The organism is Acinetobacter sp. ANC 4862, assembly GCF_004336635.1.
In the GTDB taxonomy this organism is placed as follows: domain Bacteria; phylum Pseudomonadota; class Gammaproteobacteria; order Pseudomonadales; family Moraxellaceae; genus Acinetobacter.
Map to the genome: position 1 here is coordinate 40,564 of NZ_SJXH01000005.1, position 20,019 is coordinate 60,582.

At 42.5% G+C, this 20,019-nt stretch carries 20 protein-coding genes; 7 read left to right on the top strand and 13 right to left on the bottom strand.

Annotation, left to right across the window (positions count from 1 at the left end):
• Window positions 1–303: 303 nt before the first annotated feature.
• Window positions 304–1,575: a hypothetical protein gene (locus tag E0409_RS03605; RefSeq protein ID WP_131287709.1), complete on the bottom strand. Its 1,272-nt coding sequence runs from the start codon at window positions 1,573–1,575 to the stop codon at window positions 304–306.
• 123 nt (window positions 1,576–1,698) lie between these two features.
• On the opposite strand from E0409_RS03605, the gene E0409_RS03610 reads away from it, so the two are divergent.
• On the top strand, window positions 1,699–2,475 hold the full coding sequence (locus E0409_RS03610) for a class I SAM-dependent methyltransferase (protein WP_131287712.1): 777 nt from the start codon (window positions 1,699–1,701) through the stop codon (window positions 2,473–2,475).
• Window positions 2,476–2,490: 15 nt separating this feature from the next.
• Window positions 2,491–3,105 (top strand): hypothetical protein, encoded by a 615-nt coding sequence (locus E0409_RS03615; RefSeq protein ID WP_131287715.1) that lies wholly within the window; start codon window positions 2,491–2,493, stop codon window positions 3,103–3,105.
• 62 nt (window positions 3,106–3,167) lie between these two features.
• Here the strand turns inward: E0409_RS03615 and E0409_RS03620 are convergent, their stop codons facing one another.
• From E0409_RS03620 to E0409_RS03630, 3 genes are all read right to left on the bottom strand, one after another.
• Window positions 3,168–3,578: a GFA family protein gene (locus E0409_RS03620; protein WP_131287718.1), complete on the bottom strand. Its 411-nt coding sequence runs from the start codon at window positions 3,576–3,578 to the stop codon at window positions 3,168–3,170.
• Window positions 3,579–3,650: 72 nt separating this feature from the next.
• Window positions 3,651–4,853: a TIGR03862 family flavoprotein gene (locus E0409_RS03625; RefSeq protein WP_131287720.1), complete on the bottom strand. Its 1,203-nt coding sequence runs from the start codon at window positions 4,851–4,853 to the stop codon at window positions 3,651–3,653.
• Between the two features lie 7 nt (window positions 4,854–4,860).
• The gene (locus tag E0409_RS03630) at window positions 4,861–5,535 is read right to left on the bottom strand and encodes a class I SAM-dependent methyltransferase (protein ID WP_171458780.1); all 675 of its coding nucleotides are present in this window, start codon (window positions 5,533–5,535) and stop codon (window positions 4,861–4,863) included.
• A gap of 84 nt (window positions 5,536–5,619) precedes the next feature.
• On the opposite strand from E0409_RS03630, the gene E0409_RS03635 reads away from it, so the two are divergent.
• Complete coding sequence (locus E0409_RS03635) at window positions 5,620–5,805, top strand: DNA gyrase inhibitor YacG (protein WP_131287726.1); 186 nt, start codon at window positions 5,620–5,622, stop codon at window positions 5,803–5,805.
• Window positions 5,806–5,874: 69 nt separating this feature from the next.
• Here E0409_RS03635 and E0409_RS03640 read toward each other — a convergent pair whose 3' ends face one another.
• The 5 genes from E0409_RS03640 to E0409_RS03660 form a co-directional block, all read right to left on the bottom strand.
• On the bottom strand, window positions 5,875–6,519 hold the full coding sequence (locus E0409_RS03640) for an MBL fold metallo-hydrolase (RefSeq protein ID WP_131287729.1): 645 nt from the start codon (window positions 6,517–6,519) through the stop codon (window positions 5,875–5,877).
• Window positions 6,520–6,540: 21 nt separating this feature from the next.
• Window positions 6,541–7,554 (bottom strand): ferrochelatase, encoded by a 1,014-nt coding sequence (gene hemH / locus E0409_RS03645; protein ID WP_131287732.1) that lies wholly within the window; start codon window positions 7,552–7,554, stop codon window positions 6,541–6,543.
• A 65-nt stretch (window positions 7,555–7,619) separates the two neighbouring features.
• Window positions 7,620–8,648 carry a DUF4062 domain-containing protein gene (locus E0409_RS03650; protein WP_131287735.1) on the bottom strand — a complete coding sequence of 343 codons (1,029 nt, stop codon included), beginning with the start codon at window positions 8,646–8,648 and terminating at the stop codon, window positions 7,620–7,622.
• Between the two features lie 124 nt (window positions 8,649–8,772).
• On the bottom strand, window positions 8,773–9,645 hold the full coding sequence (gene murI / locus E0409_RS03655) for a glutamate racemase (RefSeq protein ID WP_131287738.1): 873 nt from the start codon (window positions 9,643–9,645) through the stop codon (window positions 8,773–8,775).
• Between the two features lie 47 nt (window positions 9,646–9,692).
• On the bottom strand, window positions 9,693–10,304 hold the full coding sequence (locus E0409_RS03660) for a DUF1285 domain-containing protein (RefSeq protein WP_131287741.1): 612 nt from the start codon (window positions 10,302–10,304) through the stop codon (window positions 9,693–9,695).
• 188 nt (window positions 10,305–10,492) lie between these two features.
• On the opposite strand from E0409_RS03660, the gene E0409_RS03665 reads away from it, so the two are divergent.
• Window positions 10,493–12,205 (top strand): electron transfer flavoprotein-ubiquinone oxidoreductase, encoded by a 1,713-nt coding sequence (locus tag E0409_RS03665; protein WP_131287744.1) that lies wholly within the window; start codon window positions 10,493–10,495, stop codon window positions 12,203–12,205.
• Window positions 12,206–12,276: 71 nt separating this feature from the next.
• Here the strand turns inward: E0409_RS03665 and tusA are convergent, their stop codons facing one another.
• Window positions 12,277–12,534, bottom strand: a complete 258-nt coding sequence (tusA, locus tag E0409_RS03670) for a sulfurtransferase TusA (RefSeq protein WP_004649978.1) — start codon at window positions 12,532–12,534, stop codon at window positions 12,277–12,279.
• 202 nt (window positions 12,535–12,736) lie between these two features.
• Here tusA and E0409_RS03675 point away from each other — a divergent pair, with 202 nt between their 5' ends.
• On the top strand, window positions 12,737–13,576 hold the full coding sequence (locus E0409_RS03675; protein WP_131287747.1) for a CorC family transporter: 840 nt from the start codon (window positions 12,737–12,739) through the stop codon (window positions 13,574–13,576).
• Window positions 13,573–15,132 (top strand): apolipoprotein N-acyltransferase, encoded by a 1,560-nt coding sequence (gene lnt / locus E0409_RS03680; protein ID WP_131287749.1) that lies wholly within the window; start codon window positions 13,573–13,575, stop codon window positions 15,130–15,132. Before E0409_RS03675 ends, lnt begins: the two co-directional genes overlap by 4 nt.
• A gap of 155 nt (window positions 15,133–15,287) precedes the next feature.
• Here lnt and E0409_RS03685 read toward each other — a convergent pair whose 3' ends face one another.
• The 3 genes from E0409_RS03685 to gspF all read right to left on the bottom strand — a co-directional run bounded on the left by E0409_RS03685 (window position 15,288) and on the right by gspF (window position 17,588).
• Entirely contained in the window at window positions 15,288–15,623 is a 336-nt protein-coding gene (locus E0409_RS03685; RefSeq protein WP_131287752.1) for a hypothetical protein, read from the bottom strand.
• 282 nt (window positions 15,624–15,905) lie between these two features.
• The gene (gene gspG, locus E0409_RS03690) at window positions 15,906–16,343 is read right to left on the bottom strand and encodes a type II secretion system major pseudopilin GspG (protein ID WP_131287755.1); all 438 of its coding nucleotides are present in this window, start codon (window positions 16,341–16,343) and stop codon (window positions 15,906–15,908) included.
• Between the two features lie 39 nt (window positions 16,344–16,382).
• Complete coding sequence (gene gspF / locus E0409_RS03695) at window positions 16,383–17,588, bottom strand: type II secretion system inner membrane protein GspF (protein ID WP_131287757.1); 1,206 nt, start codon at window positions 17,586–17,588, stop codon at window positions 16,383–16,385.
• 152 nt (window positions 17,589–17,740) lie between these two features.
• On the opposite strand from gspF, the gene E0409_RS03700 reads away from it, so the two are divergent.
• Entirely contained in the window at window positions 17,741–19,963 is a 2,223-nt protein-coding gene (locus tag E0409_RS03700) for a primosomal protein N' (RefSeq protein ID WP_131287759.1), read from the top strand.
• Window positions 19,964–20,019: the final 56 nt, after the last annotated feature.

Consider the following 20,019-nt stretch of genomic DNA (forward strand, 5'->3'; position numbering starts at 1 on the left):
ATTGCCAGGGCAAACACCAGCAACAATCCCCCGCCCATAATCATATAAGTCGGATCTGGACTCTGGGCAAATGCGTAAGAAGGTAGGGATATAGAAATTAGGGTTAAAAGCACAGCCGGTATAAAATTAACTTTCATCCTTAAGCACCTGATCAGTTTACTGTTTATTTATTTTTCAATATTCAGCAAATATTTAACTTGCCTTATATTTTCCATCTTAGACCGATTAAAATATAAAGCAAGTGGTCAAAAATCAAACCAAAGTCCAATTTCTATTAAACAGTAACAATATTCTCGGTTGGGCTTAAAGAAGCTCAGGCTGGGTCATGAATTGAGCAGTCTCAGGACTATCTTCAATAAAATCATGACCGCCAAATTCATTATTGCTTAAATTTAAATGCTTATAACTGAGCAAATAAAAATCGCTATATTTTTTGATCACAATCGGATGCATTCCTACGGTTAAAGGCTCCTGCTCTTTAAACAGCTTCATGACCTGCCGATCATTCATTGCCACGACATAGCGTTGGTCATTTAAATTAATCTGCACCAAACCACTGCCTTTGGCAAAAATAGGAATCAGAAATTTATGATTTAAGGCAATTGCACCGACAGCATAACTTTCAATTTTCTGGCTAATCACATTAAACACCAAGCCATGACCAAAACAGTCCATCAACAGGCTGCTGTTTTCTTGCGGCAGATTGACCTGTATACCCAGTTTCAGTAAGTCTTGTTGACTGACTTGCTTGTTGCTAAGCAATTCTCGCAACAAATTCTGTTTTAACTTGGAATCAAAAAACTGGTTATCCAGCTGTAAATCATTGTTGATTAAAATCGAACCCAGCGCATTGCGGTGTCGCGGCAATAAGTTTTCAATGACTTTACGATAATAGAACTTGCTGCTCTTTTTGACCTGACGTATTTTTTTATAAAAATAGGGTTCATCAAATTCATGCAATAAAAAGTCATGCAGTAATTCTGAACTGGCCAGAACAGCAATCGCATCGTGCCCGGTAAATGGCAATTTCAAAGTCTGAATTTTAGGCAAGACTTGTTCAAGTTTTAAATATTGCGCACGATCTTCAACACAGTACGGATCATAAACCACAATGTATTCACGCTCAGCGGAAACATCTTCAGGCTGCACCTGCATATTGGCATTTAATTCCGCATGGAAAAACATGTTATAGCGCGGGTCTTCCACATCTTCAGGATTAATTGAATACTGTGGCACCAATGCAACCACGCGTTTTAAATCGAGCAAATTAGAATATTTGATTGCAGCATAACCGCCCATTGAGCCGCCATAGCCAATGCGGGTTTTAAACGGCGCAATCAGTTCCTGAATCTCGGCAAACATCTGTCTCATTGAGCTTTCAGGAAACCACGATTTCTGCTTCGGCATAATCCCAATGACATTAAAATCATGTTTATGCAAGGATTTTTCGGCGTTGATCGACAACCCTTTGGCGCGGGTAATTAAATCGCCAAAAGAGAAAATCAGCTCATCCGATGAACCTTTTAGGAATATTGCACGAATTTGTTCGTCTTCAAAAATAATGTGTTTTTCCATTTCCACACCGAAGCAAATCGGCCCTTGTTTTTTACAGTCAATAAAACAAATAGACACCTTGCCTATTTACGAAAAGCGACTATGTTATTTTATAGATGCCAAGAATATTAGAAAGCGCAAAATATGACACAATCACTTCATCCTGCCGCTCAAAAAGGCTTCAGTTCTGCTGCAGAACTTTATCAGCAGGTGCGTCCGGGTTATCCAGCAGAGATCGTGAGTTGGCTGCAACATCAGCTGCAACTGGGCGCAAATTCACAGGTCATTGATCTGGGTTCTGGCACGGGCAAATTCTTACCGTACTTACAACAGATTACTTCGCATATTATCGCGATTGAACCGGTTCAGGAAATGCTGGCACAGTTACAACAGGCATTTCCCGACATTCAAACCCTGCAAGCCTCCAGTGAACAGTTACCTGTGGCTGCACATAGTGTTGATGCTGTGATCTGCGCACAATCCTTCCACTGGTTTTCCAATCTTGAGACTTTACAGCAAATTCACCAAGTCTTGAAACCATCCGGACATTTGGCACTGATCTGGAATCAACGGGATATAAACGTTGACTGGGTCAAGGCACTGGCCGATCTGATTGAACCTTTCGAGGGTAACACACCGCGTTATCATAGTGGAAAGTGGAAAAATGTATTTGAGCAGCAATCATTATTTCAGTTAGAAAATGTCCAGACTTTTGAGCAGCAGCATGTCGGTACAGTAGAAAATGTGGTGTCTAAACGTCTGCTTTCCACCAGTTTTATTGCTGCAATGCCTGAGCAAGAACAACAGCAACTAAAAGCTTTATTTGAACAGTTGGTCTTCAGCTACACTGGTAAATATCCACAAGATGAAATTACCTTCCCTTATATAACCTATGCCTATGATTTTAAAAAAATTGATTAGAAATAAGGAATCATCATGAAAAAACTTCCACTGAAACAACTTGGTTTGCCTGTTTTATTATGTTCAAGCGTATTCCTGACGGCCTGTGATAACAGCAAAAATACAGCTACTCAAAACGATAAAATTCAACCTGAAGATAAAGTCATGCAGGAGTTGATTACCGAACCGGTCAAAGCGTTTGAGAAAACTCCGGATGATCAACATGATATTGCCTTACTCACCGACTTCGATACGCGCTTCACCCAAATGAGTGATGACATGGAAGATGAGCTGACCAAAATGCACGAGGAGGGATCCTTAACCGATGAATTTGCGCATAATCGCAAACGTGACAATATTCAGTCAGCACTGAATATGTTGAAAGAACTGGATTTAAAAACCCAGCAAGGCCGCTATATTCAAGGCTTAATTGCAGAATACTGGCAAACCCAAGCCAAACTGTATGATCAGCATAAAGATAAAAAAGCAGAGGAAATGAAAAATTCAGGCGATCGAGTCAAAGGTTTAGGTAGTTTTTTACATGCCCAAGACCAGCTTGAACATTGGCAGTCACAATATCCGGAAATGGACCAAGCTGAAACAAAAAAAGCTGAAGCCGCTAAATCCGATACAACTCAATCTAGCTACTAAAACTGGATAGCATAAAAAAGGGATCATTTGATCCCTTCTACTTTTTTTATTGTGTTGATGCTTTATGGTTGCTCTTTATACTGCACCAAGCCATCGCAAATCGTATCCCATTCTGCTTTAGATGCAGCAAAGATATGTTGGGTCGGCTTTTGCTGAAGTGGTGTATCTAAGGTGCCAATTCTTAAACGGTACAGATCCGGTGTTTCAGTTTTAATGCTGATAATCGGTGAACCACAATCGGCACAAAAACAGCGCTGTGTGGTTTCACTGGATTGGAACTTTTTCAGCAAATGCTCGCCTTGCACAATTTTAAAATCTGCTTTTCGAATCGGGGCATTGGTGGCAAAAGCTGTGCCATTCGCTTTACGACACTTTCGACAATGGCATTGCACGATGTCACCGATTTTACCCTGAATTTCATAGCGTAAACCGCCACACAAACAGCTTCCGCTATATAAATTTTGTTCAGACATAACAGCCGTATTTTTATAAGGTTTGAGTGATCAACCTAACATGCTTTAAATTACGGTTCAAAATATCTGCTGTTATTTTTTTATCGCCAGATAACTATGCACGCCCTCACCCGCAGCACGACCTGTCGCAAAACATGCAGTTAATAAATAACCGCCTGTCGGTGCATCCCAATCCAGCATTTCTCCGCAACAGAACACATGCGGATTTGACTTTAATTGCAGCTGTTCAGACAACACGTCTCGTTTAATGCCACCAGCACAGCTAATCGCTTCTTCTATAGGACGAAAACCCTGTAAAGGAATAGGCAAATGTTTAATCTGCTGTGCCAAAGCCAGCGGATCACTCCACACATCTTTAGCCACCAATTCACGCACCAGATTGGCTTTGGCAAGATCTAAACCTGCTTTACGCCAGACATTACTTAAAGACTGCTTTTTAGTGGGTTGTAATTTTTGCGCGAGTTGCTCAACCGTCTGCTCTGGAATTAAATCCAAATAGAGTTGCATGGCCTGACCATTTTTAAGCTGCTGACGTAGCGCGCGACCCTGTTTATAGATCAGACCACTTTCCAGGCCATAATGGCTAATCACAATATCGCCCATGGTTTTGGCTTCACCTTCTACCCATGCTTCAACACGCTTTAAAGGTTGACCAAACACCGGTTGCATGAACTTGGACCAATCATGTTCCACGCCTGCATTACTGGCATGAAAGGCTTCAATTTCATCCTCAGATAACCATTGTTGCCATGCTCCATCACTACCGAGTCGTGACCAAGATACCGCACCACATGCCATCACAATGGCATCAAAAGGCTGGGTTTCAACCTGTTCCGTGACCAGGTTTTTAAACTGTAATTCAGAACTGCTCAGCTTCAGACATTGATGTCGATAATGAAAAATTACACCATGTTGGGTTAAACGTTTTAACCAGGCACGCAGCAATGGCGCAGCTTTCATCTCAATGGGAAATACCCGACCGGATGAACCAATATAGGATTCAATCCCTAAGCCCTTCATCCATTGCTGAATCCATTGGGCATCCCACTGTTTTACCCAAGGTGCAAGCCAGTCCGCTTGGTCATAACGCTCTATAAATTGAGCTACAGGCTCGGCATGAGAAATATTTAAGCCGGTTTTTCCGGCCATTAAAAATTTACGTGCGGCCGAGGGTTTCTGTTCGTAGACATGCACGTCGTAATCGTACTGAGTTAAAACTTCTGCCGCCATCAATCCCGCAGGACCTGCCCCAATAATTGCAACACGTTTTTTCATAGCAAACTTATTCAGCATCTTTTACATCAGTTTCTGATGCAATTTCGATAACCGCATTTTGACCTTGCAGCGGCATAAAATCATCAAAACGGGTGGTGTAGCCTTCTGGCTTGGTGATGATGAGTTGCTGACACAATTCGCCACGTTCCAAATATTTAATTTCAAAATGGGTACGTGCTGATGTACCTGGAATCACTTCTTTAATAAAAGGTAATTTCCAAGTCTCAATCAACTGCTGTTGTGCTTCTGCAATATATTCAGGCATATTACTGGCCAGAGTTACCGTTCCACCAACCTGTAAGCGTGACAGTAAAAATTCAAAAAATGGCATATTCAACCAGCGCTGTGCCGGATTATGCGGTTCAGGATTTGGATACAGAATAAAAAATTGCTGCACTTGCCCAGGATTCAAGGCATGGACGATCCATGGCATGGCATCGGCATGAATGGCTTGTAAATTGGCTTGCCCTTCTAAAGCATGCTGTTTTTGCATCGCCACATATTTTTCACGGGTGCGTTCAATGGCAATCAGTTTATGTTCGGGATGCTGACTCGAAAAAAGCAAGGCATGTTTACCTTTACCTGCACCAATTTCCACACAAATTGGCTCTGGGCTAATCATTTGAAAATCACGAGGCGCATGCATACGCTGTGCTTGAAATTGACGAATTGGCATAATCAGATCAAACTAACAAAAATCCGCTCAAGTCTAGCAAGAGCGACTGAGTTTGACTAATCGAATCATCATTTTTATCCGGAGAATAAGATGCCTCGCACTTTTCCTTGCCCGCGTTGTGGCAAACCTTCGACTTGGGAAGGCAACGAGTTTCGTCCTTTTTGTTCAGAACGCTGTAAAATGATTGATTTGGGCGCTTGGGCAAATGATGAATATAAACTGCCTACTCAAGATGCACCGCAAGCGGATGGCAGTCGTGAAGATGATGAATTTTAATTATTTCAAAAAATTGCACATATAAAAAAAGTCTGCAGATGCAGACTTTTTACTACCAAATTCAAAGTATCAACCCGCTTTGCCCGCAACAAAGGGATTATGCTGTTTTTCAAAACCAATGCTACTGATCGGGCCATGACCTGAAATAAATTGGGTTTCATCTGGCAGACTGAAACATTCACGCTGAATCGAATCTAATAATTGCTGATGATTTCCACGTGGAAAGTCGGTACGGCCAATCGACCCTTTAAACAGCACATCACCGGTCCATAATAGAGCATAATTTTTGTTATAGAACATCACGTGACCCGGGGTATGACCTGGAGCAAAACGGACTTCAAATTCTTCATCGCCCAGCTTTAACACTTGTCCGCCTTCAAGCCATTGAGTAACGTCCACTTTTTCTGGAATAGGAAAGCCATAACGCGCTGAAGTCTCTTGAATCATGTCTAGCCAAAATGCATCTTCTTTATGCGGACCAATCACAGGAACATTCCACACTTTGGTTAATGCTCCCACTGCCCCCGCATGATCCAGATGACCATGAGTCAACCATAAAGCTGTCACGGTCAAACCGAGTGCTTCAACTTCAGCTGCTAATTTTTCAGGCTCACCACCTGCATCAATCAAAACTGCTTCTTTACTTTCTGAATCCCAAACAATTGAACAATTTTGCTGAAATGCCGTAACCGGAACAATTTTGACTTGCAACATAATGGTGAAACCTCGGTGAAATTAGTGGGAAAATGTCTGCGTTAATGCATCAAGATTAGCTTGAAGCAAAGTTGTGAGCAATGCGATATGATCTGCACGGGTATTTAATGCAGGAATATAAGCATATTGCTCCCCCCCCCCTGACTTAAAGGTTTCAGCATTTTGCAAAGCTAGTTCCTCTAGAGTCTCGAGACAATCCGCCGAAAACGCCGGACTTAGCACTTGTACTGATTTCACCCCTTGCTCTGCCCATTTGGTCAACAGCGTATCCGTATAAGGTTTAATCCACTCTTGCTTACCAAAACGGGATTGGAAACTGGCTGCCCACTGATAGTCCTGTAAACCCAAAGCCTGCGCCACAAGTTGCCCGGTAATTCGACAACGGTCTGCATACGGATCACCCTTATCCGCATACGGCTGTGGAATACCATGGAATGACATCAATAATTTTTCTGCAGCACCATGTTCAGCCTGATAATCCCGTACACTTTGCGCCAAAGCCTGAATATATAAAGGGTGCTGATAATAATCACGAATAATCGACAAGCCGGGTAAATTGCGCTGGGTCAGTATCCACTTGGCAACCGCATCATAGAGTGGAGCGGTAGAGGTTGCCGAATATTGAGGAAACAGGGGAAGTAAAATAATGTGATCTTGTGGATTTAAGCTTAATTTTTGCAGCAATTCTTGAATACCTGGATTGCCATAACTCATGGCAGGGACAATATTTAATTCAAATTGCGGATAGTGCTCAATTAATTGCTGTTGAACCGCTTTAACTTGTTCTAAGACAATTTCACGCATCGGTGAATCTTGCCCCCAGACCATTGCATAAGCATGAGCCACACGCTTGGGTCGAAACGGTAAAATAAACAGTCTTAAAATGATTTGCCAAACGGGTTTTGGAATTTCAATGACCCGCTGATCAGATAAAAACTGCTTCAGAAAACGACGCACTGCAGGAACAGTAGGTTCGTCTGGCGTACCCAAATTGGCTAAAATAATGGTGACTTTCGCTTTAGGTGCAGAAAACATCAAACCCTTTCCAATATATATGAACTGGTTTACTTTAACAGTTTTCTGCACTTTCTCTATATAGATTAATAGTTAGACTTAAATTGAAAAACACGATGATTATCCAGCAAATTACTTTCTAAAAGCTTTTGCCCTTTGGGCGTGATTTGCCACAACATACGCTGACGGTCATCACGTCCAGATTGTACAATCCAGTCATTTTGACGCATTTGCATTTTAATACTGTGCAAAGCACGAATATTAATTTGCGCACGTGCCACTGCATGGGCACGCGGCATTTCCGCACGCGCATCTTCCAGTCCTGTGTCATTTAAATAGTCATTCATACATTTAGAAAAATATTCTTCTGGTGTCGGATTGACAAACATGCTGCCTAAAATATTCAGTAACTGTGCCCAAGTCAGTTTCTTTTGAATTTTCAGCTCTTTGAAATTGCCATCTTGATAGGCATGCATTCGATATTCAAAAGAAAATAATTCATGCATTGAAACTTTGGGTAAAGACAGGAACGGATCGACTTCCCGCTTGCCTACTTCAGTTTCAAGTTGCTCAATTTTAGCTTTGAGTTGATCAATTTCATCATGCAAGGACTGCGTGTTCTGCGGTCGAACCCAACCTGAAACAGGATGGCGTTCAAGCATTTGCGGCATATTAAAGCGCACCGCCATTTCCAAATCACGAAGGCTGCGGTAAGTAAAAATTTGATCTGCTTCTTGTTGTAATAATTTACGGAATTCTAGGAATTTTTCGCGAAGTTCCGGCTTTTTATCCTGTAAAGCCGAGTCCCGGGATGCCGGATCTTCATGCATAAAGACAATAATCGGCTTCTGTTTGGTGACAGCATAAATATATTCGAGGTGCATATACCCGACACCTGACACAGATTGCTCGCCATATTGACTGCCCAAAAGAATCACCACATAGTCGCAGTCATCAATTTGACGACGTGCAAATGCTGTACTCAGGGGTGTCCGTTGTTCCAATCCCCAAGAAAAGAACCCCATTCCCACGAGAGTTTGAGCTAAAACAATACGCTCTGGTTGCATTTCACTGCCAGACGTAGAAATAAAAACCTGATAACGCTTATCGAGCATTGGTTATCCTCTTCCAATTGCATATTACATCCCCAACTGTAGCCATGCTCAGTTGTGCTGTAATCCAGCAACCCCAATATAAATTTTTTTAATATATTTCAAAACACTAGCCGCATTTCTTTATTTATTCAATACCCACATTGCTCAAATTCCAAGTCAAATCTTCTGGAATGAGGTACTGCAACACGGTTTTTAAATTTTCTGCGTTATTGCCACTGACATGACATTCAATACGGACAGCATTATTTTGATCTTGTTCAAATAATAACTCATTTTTAATCAAAATACGGGCTGTTTGTCGCGCAACGGGTACACCAGAGTCAATTAATGTCAGTTTCTGACCAAAAATCGATTCAATCGCAGGTTTCAGGAAGGGATAATGAGTACATCCCAAGACTAAATAATCTGCGCCTTGATCCACCACAGGTTGTAATATTTCTTTTAAAGTCGCTAAACATTCCGCACTCATTTGTGAACCACTTTCCACAAAGGGCACTAAATCCAGACAGGTCACAGGAATGACATTCACATTGGCAGGCAGGGCAAAACGTTGCATCACATCTTGAATCAGTTTGCCCCGAAAAGTTGCTGGCGTTGCAAGAACCGCGACTGTTTTTGATTTGGTTTGTAATACAGCAGGTTTTAATGCAGGCACTAAACCGATAATCGGAAAATCTTCACCATAATAATCACGCAAATAATCCAGGCTAAAAGCAGAAGCGGTATTGCATGCCACCACTGCCACTTTACAGCCTTGACGATACAGCCATTCAATTGCATCGGCGGTTAGCTCACGAATATTTTGATCTTCCCGCGGTCCATAAGGCACATTGGCAGTGTCTGCATAATAAAGGATGCGTTCTTTGGGTAAATAATTCGCAATTTCCTGCGCGATAGACAAACCACCTATTCCAGAGTCAAAAATTCCAATAGGCGCATCAGCTTGCGCCTTGGGCATTGGATTTATTAAAGGATCAATAGGATGAATGGCTGTCATAACTTCACTTTCAGCAGTTCAAAAGACGGGAGTACAAAGCTTAAACCTCAGGTGCCCAATTGCAAGTAAAAATCACCACTTTGTAAGCTTAAGATGGTATCACCTTGAGCATTTTCAAGGAGCTGTCCCATTTCAATTAAATGAAAAAAAGCAGAACGTTGAATTAAGGCATTGATGCCAAAACGAACATGCACATAAGGACGTAATTCACCTGAATATTCACGAATAAAAAGTGGATGTGCCTGATCCACAATCACCACATCCTGCGTGGTGGTGGTGAGTTGAATATAGGTTTTACCCTCAATTTCGACCTGATCCACCTGATTGACGAATAGAGGCTCATCTTCGACTTCTATTTCAATTTGTTCTACGGGAGTCTTTAAGTAGAACTTACCCTCTTCTTTCCAGAGTACGGTCGAGAACAGGTCAATCAAGGCTTGTCGTTTGATCAATTGACCTTCGTGCCACCATTCTCCATTGGCTTTTACCTTTAAATCCATTGCACCACAATGCTTTGGGTTAAATTGGTCCAATGGGGGAATTGACCTTTTGTGACCGGTCTGTGCATCTTTTAAGTATTGTGTAATACCCATTAAATTTTTATCATCAGGAATAGCGACATTTTTCGTCTGATTTGGTGAATTATTTTGATTAACCATACGGAATACCCCTGCTGACGGAAAAATAATATGATTCAGCCAATTGGCTAGATCAAGGTTTAAAACTATACTAGCCCACAATATAAAAGACACGATAATAAAATTGTGTCTGGGCATTAAGAACACTCATGGCAGCACCGAGTGAAATCATTACGGTTGCCACCTTCAAATCATATGAGGAGTCCTACATGGAACACATCGAACGTGAATCGATGGAGTTTGACGTCGTTATCGTAGGCGCAGGCCCTGCGGGTCTTTCTGCGGCGATTAAAATTCGTCAACTTGCAATTGAAAACAACCTGAACGATCTGTCCGTTTGTGTGGTGGAAAAGGGCTCCGAAGTTGGTGCACACATTTTATCCGGTGCGGTGCTTGAACCGCGTGCCATAAATGAACTGTTCCCGAACTGGAAGGAAGAAGGTGCGCCTTTAAATGTTCCAGTGACAGAAGACAAAACCTATTTCTTATTGTCTGATGAAAAATCACAAGAAGCGCCACACTGGATGGTGCCGAAAACCATGCACAATGATGGTAACTATGTCATATCCTTAGGCAACGTGGTGCGCTGGTTAAGCACTAAAGCGGAAGAACTGGAAGTTTCCATTTTCCCGGGCTTTGCGGCATCAGAAATTCTTTACCATGCAGATGGCACCGTTAAAGGCATTCAAACCGGTGACATGGGTATCGGCAAGGATGGCGAACCAACCCATAACTTTACTCCGGGTTATGAACTGCATGCCAAATACACTATTTTTGCAGAAGGTTGTCGTGGTCACCTCGGTAAACGTCTGATTGCAAAATATAACTTGGACAAAGATGCCGATCCACAGCACTACGGTATTGGTATTAAAGAACTTTGGGAAATCGATCCTGCAAAACACAAACCTGGTTTGGTGATGCATGGTGCTGGTTGGCCATTGAATGAAACCGGTTCTTCAGGCGGTTGGTGGCTCTACCACGCGGAAAACAATCAGGTGACTTTGGGCATGATCGTGGATCTGTCCTACACCAACCCGCATATGTATCCGTTTATGGAAATGCAGCGCTGGAAAACCCATCCCCTGATCAAACAGTATCTGGAAGGTGGCAAGCGTATTTCTTATGGCGCACGTGCCGTGACCAAAGGTGGCTTTAACTCGCTACCAAAATTCACTTTCCCGGGTGGCTCTTTAATTGGTGATGATGCAGGCTTCTTGAACTTTGCCAAGATCAAGGGTTCTCACACTGCGATGAAATCGGGCATGCTCTGCGGTGAAGCGGTGTTTGAAGCGATTGCTGCAGGTGTAGAAAAAGGCGGTGACCTGGCGGTTGCGCGTGTAGTTGAAGGTGAAGATTTCTTTGTTAAAGAATTGACAGCGTATACCGACAAGTTCAACAACAGTTGGTTGAAAGAAGAGCTGTATAACTCGCGTAACTTCGGTCCGGCAATGCACAAGTTTGGTCAATGGATCGGTGGTGCATTTAACTTTATCGACCAGAACGTGTTTAAGGTACCATTCACACTACATGATCTAGTCCTTGACTATGCCGCACTGAAAACTCAAGCTGCGGAAACGTTTAAGCCCAACTATCCAAAACCGGATGGCAAGCTGACTTTTGACCGTCTGTCGTCGGTGTTTGTCTCCAACACCGTGCATGAAGAAAATCAGCCGGCGCATTTAAAACTGACTGATGCTTCGATTCCAGTAAATGTGAATTTACCAAAATGGGATGAGCCTGCTCAGCGCTACTGCCCTGCAGGTGTGTACGAAATCATGGAAGAAAATGATGGCTCGAAACGCTTCCAGATCAATGCAGCCAACTGTGTACACTGCAAGACCTGTGACATCAAGGATCCATCTCAAAACATCACTTGGGTAACACCTGAGGGTGGCGGTGGTCCAAATTACCCTAATATGTAATTTTTAATAAAAAATCCCCTTTCGAGGGGATTTTTTTATCTCTTCTTAAAATAAAGAAAAAATATTCTGAATTAGCCTTTCTTGACTAAATAATGAAATTCTTTATTGCCCGCTTCATCCAGCACTTCTTCTTGTAATAATAATTCATGACCTAAATGCATACAGAATTTCGGAATGTCCCATGAAGTCGAATTATCTGTGGCAAACACTTCAACGACATCACCTGATTTTGATTTACGAATCGCTTGATGCAACATCATTACAGGTTCAGGACAACGTAGTCCTCGTGTATTCAGCTGAATAGTGGGAGTAACAAGCGGTTCAGACATTCTTAAACTCGGTATTAAAAAATCATCACTATTTTAACATAAACTTAAATGCTGTCTTTTGCTTTCAAAGCACGGATCCAAATGATAGAAAACGATGACTCATACATTCATAGATTACAGCGATTTTATAGATAGACATCTATATTTTCTCGAGTATGATAAAATTTGTTTTTTTAGATATTAAGAGTCTTTAGGAAAGATCATGCACGAGGAATCAGGCCCGTCGTGGGGCATGCGCGGCTTACGTAAATGGTTAAGCACTGCACCCGAAACTCGCGACGAACTGCTAAAATTAGTACAAGATTCACGTCGTTTTTTAGAACCCGATACTGTTGCAATGCTTGAAGGCGTACTTGACCTTCCTGCAACAAAAGTCCGTGAGGTCATGACCCCACGAACATCGATGATTAGCCTGCAAGAAGATGATCAGCTTCTGGACATCTTACATACCCTTGTAGAGTCTGCACATTCACGCTTCCCGGTATTTTCATCCGATCAACCAGACAATGTGGTCGGCATTTTATTGGCCAAGGATTTACTGCCATTTTTGACAGAACCTAACAATAAGGTCGATATTCGTGCGCTTATGCGCCAGCCGATCTTTGTTCCGGAAAGTGCCCGATCTGACCAAGTGCTGCGTATGTTAAAAAATACGCAAACCCATATCGCTGTGGTGATTGATGAATATGGCACAACCTCTGGACTGGTGACTTTAGAAGACATTTTAGAAGAAATTGTCGGTGAAATTGAAGATGAACACGATAAGGTCGATGAAGAGGCCCAATACATTATTCCGGATAATGACCCTCAAACGGCAAATACCTGGCTGGTTCAAGCACTTACACCAATTGAACACTTTAACAATGTTTTAGATGCTGATTTTTCAGATGATGAAGTAGAAACTGTCGGCGGTTTATTGCTTCAAGAAATTGGTTTAGTGAGCGATTTACAAGGTCAAGTGATTGAGCTTGAAAATTGGGAATTCACCATTGTAGAAGCAGATGCACGTACTATTCATCTGATTCGAGCTGTCCGTAAATGAGAACATACTTTCATAAGCTGTTAAATCCATCTCAACAAAAAAATCAGCTCCCCTTTATTTACCCCTTTTTAATTTCGTTATTTTCAGGTGCCATGTTCAGTTTTGCGCTGGCACCTTATTATTACTGGTGGCTTGCACTGCTGTCTCCGGCCTTGCTCTATGCTTCACTGCGTAAACGTTCGGCACGCCAAGCCTTTGGCATTGGCTGGGCTTACGGCTTTGGCTTATGGTTTGTCGGAGCATTTTGGCTGTATACCTCAATCCATGTCTATGGTGATACTAGTGCCTTTTTAAGTGTACTGATGATTGCCTTTATGGCATTGGTGATGGGACTATTTACAGCCCTGCAAACATGGATCTATCGTCGATTCTTCCCGGAAACGCCACTGACTTTTGCGCCACTTTGGGTGTTCTTTGAGTGGGCAAAAACCTGGGTATTCACTGGTTTCCCGTGGTTATTTGTCGGCTATGCCTTCACTGAACGCTTCTTAGATGGCTATGCACCATTATTCGGGATCTTCGGTGTATCGTTTGTAGTGATTATACTGGCCTGTGCGCTCGTTGAAATTCTGAATAAACGTGTGTTCTGGATTATCCCTTCCGCGATCTTATTGCTCGGTGCTTGGGGAGCTTCATATCTCAACTTTGTGGAACCAAAAGATGAGAAACCGCTTTCTGTTTCGCTGATTCAAGGCAATATTCCTCAAGACCTTAAATGGCTGACAGAGTATCAAGTGAAAACCTTGATGATCTATGCCAATTTAAGTCGTACGGAATGGGGACGTGACCTGATCGTGTGGCCAGAATCTTCCATTCCCATGTTCCAGACCGATATCGAACCCTTTTTGGATGCCATGAAAGTTCAGGCAGAAAAATCTGGAACGGCATGGGTCACCGGTCTTCCCTATTGGGATTTGAAAGAATCAAAAATCGAACAGCACCCGATGTACTACAACAGTATCATGGCTACGGGTGATGACACTGAAGGCTTATATAAAAAGCAACGTTTAGTCCCGTTTGGTGAATATATTCCTTTATCTGGCTGGCTGAGCTGGGTATTGCCCGCATTGCAGAATGACCCCTCGATGAGTGGTTTCTCTCGTGGTGCAGATGACCAAAAACCATTGAATGTGAAAAATCATGCGTTGGGTGCGGCTATTTGTTATGAAGTGGCTTATCCAAACCTGACCCGTCGTAATGCCAGTCAAAGCGATTACCTGGTCACCGTATCCAATGATGCCTGGTTTACCGGAACTGCAGGGCCTTGGCAACATTTACAAATGGTGCAAATGCGTGCCAAAGAAAATGGACGCTGGTTTATTCGTGCCACCAATACTGGTGTAACTGCCTTTATTGATCACAACGGACATATTGTGAAACAGGCACCGACAGATCAAACAGCCATCCTTCGTGGTGACGTTCCAGCAATGCAGGGTGAAACCTTATATATGCGCCTCAGTGATTGGCCAATTCTGGGTTTCTCATTGTTGTTGTTGATTCTAGGCTGGATTTATCGTCCACGTAAGGTCGATGTGTCGTTTAAATCACGACGTTAGCTTTAAGTGTTCCCTCTCCTTCTAGGAGAGGGCTAGGGAGAGGTAAATTGTTTATGATTAATCACCCTCATCCTAACCTTCTCCCAGAGGGAGAAGGAATAAAAAGGCAATAAAAAAACCGAGCTCAATGCCTCGGTTTTTTTATTTAATTAATTTTAAAACCGGGTCACTAAATAAGACATCATTGCGGTTAAAAACAGCATCGGGATATAACGATAAACTTTCACCACACTTTGTTCTAAACTTGAAATTTGTTCTTGTTGTAATCTTAATACAGTCACTTTTAATGCAGACCAAAAGCACAATACGAATAATGCACTGAATAAACTGATTGCAAAAAAGCCCACCATAATCTGGCTACTTCCTTCCGTCGCATTCGATAAGGCTAAAATGCCCTGACTCATTGGAAGCAAGCTTAAAATTAAAAGAACAGACTTGAGCATTGCCCCATGAAATTGGTTAATTTCATCCGATATGATTAATGCTTTCACTCCACCCTCCTTGGCTAAAAAAGTGCCATCAAGGATATTATGCGCAGTTTTAGTTAAATAAAAAGACTATATTTCTTCATATCTTACAATTATTGTAACCATCACATATGCTAATCATTCTTATTATAAGTCTCAAACAGAGATTATTATGTAATTCTAATAAAATCAATAACTTAATATATACTTTATCATCAAGAGGCATTATCACTTCACTTAGTATTACAGCACACCACTTAGTGAAGTGATCTATTTTATATCCTTAAAATAGTTAAGGATTTTTAATTAAGGCTGATAATAAATATCGGCATCTGTACCTTCGCCGCCTTCTTTACCATCAGCGCCAAAAGAATATAAGTCGAATGCATGACCTTCGGCACCGGGAATCACATATTGAATATCATTTTCCCAACTGTCTTTCGGATAGCCACCTTTCACATAACCACCCTGCATCCAGTTTTTTGCAGAAGCAGGCTGATTAACCAGTGCATCTAAACCACCGTCTTGCATGGATGGATATTTACCATTATCAAGCTTGTACTGATCTAAAGCACCCGCCACTCCTTTTAGGGTAATTGCAGAGGTATCTACTTTGGCTTTTTCACCACGCCCCATTACATTAGGAACAATCAGTGCTGCCAATACCCCTAAAATCACAATCACCACCATCACTTCAATCAGGGTAAAGCCAGTCTGCTTGGCTTGATATATTTTTCCGTGCATATCAATCTCTCATAAAATCATTATCTTTATAAAAATGGGTTAAATCATATTATTCATATTTACAATCGGCAGCATCACCGCAATCACAATCACTAAAACGATGCTGGCCATTAACACCAACATTAGCGGTTCAAGCAGGGCAAGCAGAGTTGAAATCAGAGTGGTGACCTCCCGATCCTGCATGGTTGAAGCACGCTCCAGCATACGATCCAGCTCACCCGATGCTTCACCACTTTTGATCATTTGTACCATCATCGGTGGGAAATAACCACTGCGCTCCAGTTGCGTTGCAAGGTTGCCACCTTCGGTGACTTTCTCCGCTGCCAAATTGACTGAATCACGGATCACCCAGTTATTACTCACCGCAGCACCAATTTTAAGTGCATCTACCAAAGGTACGCCAGACTGAGTCAAAATCGATAATGTACTGGCAAAACGTGCTGCATTTATACCACGCGATAATTTACCAAATAATGGCAATTTGAGGGTTAAACGGTCAAAAGCATAATGCCCTGCAGCGGTTCTTAAAAAGCGAACTAAAGCAGTAAAACCAACTACACTCGCGACGAACAAAAACGGCCATGCCACACGAATAAAATCACTGGTTTTCATCAACGCTACGGTAATCCAGGGCAATGCATCTTTATTTTGATCAAAAGTTTTTACAATGTCAGGAACCACATAGGTCATTAATCCCATCACAATCGCAAACGACATCAGCATCAAAATAATCGGGTAAATCATCGCGCCCTGCACTTTCTTTTGCATGGCAAAGCGGTTTTCGGTGTAATCTGATAACTGGTCTAGAATTAAATCAAGATGTCCCGAGCGTTCACCGGCGGCAATGGTGGCGATATATAAATCAGGTAAACGCCCTGCTTGCTGCAAGGCATTGGCCAGTGAATGCCCTTCCATGACTTTTGAGCGCACTGACATCAACAAATTTTGCACATGGGCTTTTTCACTTTGCTTGCCCACAGCACGTAGCACTTCTTCTAAAGGAATCCCTGCTGCAACCAGAACAGAAAGTTGACGGGTAAACAATGCCAAATCATAAGCGGTGATTTTTTTCTGAAACCAACGTTCTGAGTTATGCTTATCTTTTTGCTCAACAGGATCAACGGTCACAGGAATGAGCTCTTTGTCTCTGAGCTGTTGACGAATTTGACGTGCTGAATCCCCTTCTAACACGCCTTTTTGCTGCTTCCCTGAAGCATCAATGGCAGTAAATTGATATGCAGGCATTGTGATGCTCTAATTTTCTAAAATTTGCTTCAGCGCTGTTGCGTCTGACCACCAAAATCATTCATATTCTTAGATATAAATGATTTGCTCACTCTACCATAACTCGATCTTGAGCACGACGAAATTTGATCAGGACGCTTTGACCCTTATTTATGCCAAATACATCCTCGATACCCGCCAACCTTTATCGCATTCGTGTTGCTGTACCGGTCTATATTTACGACTGTTTTGATTACACCTTAACGGCTGAACAATATCAGCTGGCCGAAGTAGGTGCGCGGGTTGCCGTGTCATTTGGACGGCAGAATCTGGTCGGCATTATTGTTGAAAAACTGACAGCCGATACCCCGATTGATCCACGTTTTAAGCTCAAAGCCATTACCGACCTGCTGGATGATCAGCCGATTTTAGACAGTAAAACTTTAAGTTTATTAACCTGGTCAGCGCAATATTATCAATTTCCGATTGGCGAAGTTTTCCAAAGTGCCTTACCCACCTTCCTACGTCAGGGCAAACCCTATAATTTATTGGCGCGGATGTGGAAAGTTCTGGATTTAGCTGCTGAAGCAAAAGTAAAACGGTCTGAAAAACAGCAAGAAGCTTATAAAGTCCTGAAATTGCATCCTCAAGGAACTACAGAAAATATTTTAAATTTAGCCGGCATTGAAACAGCAACACTGAAGGCTTTAGAAAAAAAAGACATTATTGAATGTGTTTTAGAAAATCAGGATTTTAGTCCGCAGCCGGTCACGTTGGCGCAAATGCCATTAACGGCCAATGAAGATCAAAAGAAAGCCATTCAACAGGTACTTAAAGCACAAAAAAAATATCAGGCTTTTTTACTGGATGGTTTAACCGGAAGCGGTAAAACCGAAGTCTATTTGCAAATCATGCAAGAGGTACTGAAACAAGGCAAACAGGTCTTGGTTTTAGTGCCTGAAATTGGTTTAACACCACAAACGATTAGCCGTTTTCAGTCGCGCTTTCATGGCAATATTGTGCTGCTGCATTCAGGACTAAATGATTCCAAACGTCTCCAGGCTTGGCAAGCGGCGCAAACCGGTAAAGCCTCCATCATTTTAGGCACCCGTTCAGCCATTTATACCCCGCTGCCCAATCTGGGCTTAATCATTCTCGATGAAGAACACGACCTTTCATTTAAACAGCAGGAAGGTTTTCGCTACCATGCACGTGATGTCGCGATGTATCGGGCTCATTTACAAAGCTGTCCAATTATTTTGGGTTCGGCTACACCGAGCATTGAAAGTTATGCACTGGCTGACTCAGGAAAAATGACCCGTTTAGAGCTGAATCAGCGTGCGGGTATTGCGCTGATGCCAAAGATTCATCTGATTGATCTGAAAATTGCGCAAAAGCAAAATGGCATTAGCCAAAGCCTGATTGAGGAAATTCAAAAACGGCTGGATAAAAAAGAACAGGTGTTAGTGTTCTTGAACCGCCGTGGTTATGCACCGGTACTGATTTGCGAAAGCTGTGCCTGGCAGGCAAAGTGTCCGCATTGTGATGCCAACTTTACCGTGCATCGACAGCCTTATCAGCATTTACATTGTCACCATTGTGGCAGCATTCACCGCATGCCCGAGCATTGTCCGCAGTGCAAACATACGGAATTAAAATCGATTGGCATGGGTACAGCCAAAGTGGAAGAACACCTGCAACAGCTTTTCCCCAATTTCAATGTGATTCGTGTCGATCGCGATTCCACCAGTCGGGTCGGCAGCTGGCAAAAAATTTATGACAAGATTCAAAAAAGTGAACCGATTATTTTACTCGGCACGCAAATGCTGGCCAAAGGACACCATTTCCCCTATGTCACTTTAGTGGCTATTTTGGATATTGATTCTGGCTTGCTCAGTGTCGATTTCCGTGCCACCGAACGTACGGCGCAATTGATTATCCAAGTCGCGGGTCGTGCCGGACGGGGTGAACGCAAAGGTGAAGTCTATTTACAAACCCTGAGACCGGATCATCCCCTGCTCAACACCTTAATCGAAAAGGATTACCGGCATTTTGCCAAGCAAACCTTAACAGAACGTCAAGCAGCACTGTTACCGCCTTTCCGGTATGCCGCACTGATTCGTTGCGAGTCAAAAAGTCAGGAACAGAACCAGGAATTTCTACAACAGCATGCCCAGGCGCTCAGACAAGTTTCTGAAAACCTGATTGATATCTGGGGACCGATTCCAGCGCCAATGGAACGCAAAGCCGGACGCTATCAGGCACATATGGTACTGCTGTCGCAAGATCGTGCCCGATTACACTTTTATATTCGTGCCTGGTGGCAAAACATGTTGCATCAAAAGCCCTCCAGCATGAAACTGACACTCGATATAGATCCTCAAGAATTAAGCTAAGTCAAAGTTAATGTTTTGCTTAATTTTTTTGCAATTAAAATAAAGGCCAGGACGAA

What these genes read in the sequence shown, in the direction of transcription:
- E0409_RS03605 (WP_131287709.1), bottom strand. Translation starts at nt 1,575, where the DNA reads ATGGAAAAACACATTATTTTTGAAGACGAACAAATTCGTGCAATATTC.
- E0409_RS03610 (WP_131287712.1), top strand. Translation starts at nt 1,699, where the DNA reads ATGACACAATCACTTCATCCTGCCGCTCAAAAAGGCTTCAGTTCTGCT.
- E0409_RS03615 (WP_131287715.1), top strand. Translation starts at nt 2,491, where the DNA reads ATGAAAAAACTTCCACTGAAACAACTTGGTTTGCCTGTTTTATTATGT.
- E0409_RS03620 (WP_131287718.1), bottom strand. Translation starts at nt 3,578, where the DNA reads ATGTCTGAACAAAATTTATATAGCGGAAGCTGTTTGTGTGGCGGTTTA.
- E0409_RS03625 (WP_131287720.1), bottom strand. Translation starts at nt 4,853, where the DNA reads ATGAAAAAACGTGTTGCAATTATTGGGGCAGGTCCTGCGGGATTGATG.
- E0409_RS03635 (WP_131287726.1), top strand. Translation starts at nt 5,620, where the DNA reads ATGCCTCGCACTTTTCCTTGCCCGCGTTGTGGCAAACCTTCGACTTGG.
- E0409_RS03640 (WP_131287729.1), bottom strand. Translation starts at nt 6,519, where the DNA reads ATGTTGCAAGTCAAAATTGTTCCGGTTACGGCATTTCAGCAAAATTGT.
- hemH (WP_131287732.1), bottom strand. Translation starts at nt 7,554, where the DNA reads ATGTTTTCTGCACCTAAAGCGAAAGTCACCATTATTTTAGCCAATTTG.
- E0409_RS03650 (WP_131287735.1), bottom strand. Translation starts at nt 8,648, where the DNA reads ATGCTCGATAAGCGTTATCAGGTTTTTATTTCTACGTCTGGCAGTGAA.
- murI (WP_131287738.1), bottom strand. Translation starts at nt 9,645, where the DNA reads ATGACAGCCATTCATCCTATTGATCCTTTAATAAATCCAATGCCCAAG.
- E0409_RS03660 (WP_131287741.1), bottom strand. Translation starts at nt 10,304, where the DNA reads ATGGTTAATCAAAATAATTCACCAAATCAGACGAAAAATGTCGCTATT.
- E0409_RS03665 (WP_131287744.1), top strand. Translation starts at nt 10,493, where the DNA reads ATGGAACACATCGAACGTGAATCGATGGAGTTTGACGTCGTTATCGTA.
- tusA (WP_004649978.1), bottom strand. Translation starts at nt 12,534, where the DNA reads ATGTCTGAACCGCTTGTTACTCCCACTATTCAGCTGAATACACGAGGA.
- E0409_RS03675 (WP_131287747.1), top strand. Translation starts at nt 12,737, where the DNA reads ATGCACGAGGAATCAGGCCCGTCGTGGGGCATGCGCGGCTTACGTAAA.
- lnt (WP_131287749.1), top strand. Translation starts at nt 13,573, where the DNA reads ATGAGAACATACTTTCATAAGCTGTTAAATCCATCTCAACAAAAAAAT.
- gspG (WP_131287755.1), bottom strand. Translation starts at nt 16,343, where the DNA reads ATGCACGGAAAAATATATCAAGCCAAGCAGACTGGCTTTACCCTGATT.
- gspF (WP_131287757.1), bottom strand. Translation starts at nt 17,588, where the DNA reads ATGCCTGCATATCAATTTACTGCCATTGATGCTTCAGGGAAGCAGCAA.
- E0409_RS03700 (WP_131287759.1), top strand. Translation starts at nt 17,741, where the DNA reads ATGCCAAATACATCCTCGATACCCGCCAACCTTTATCGCATTCGTGTT.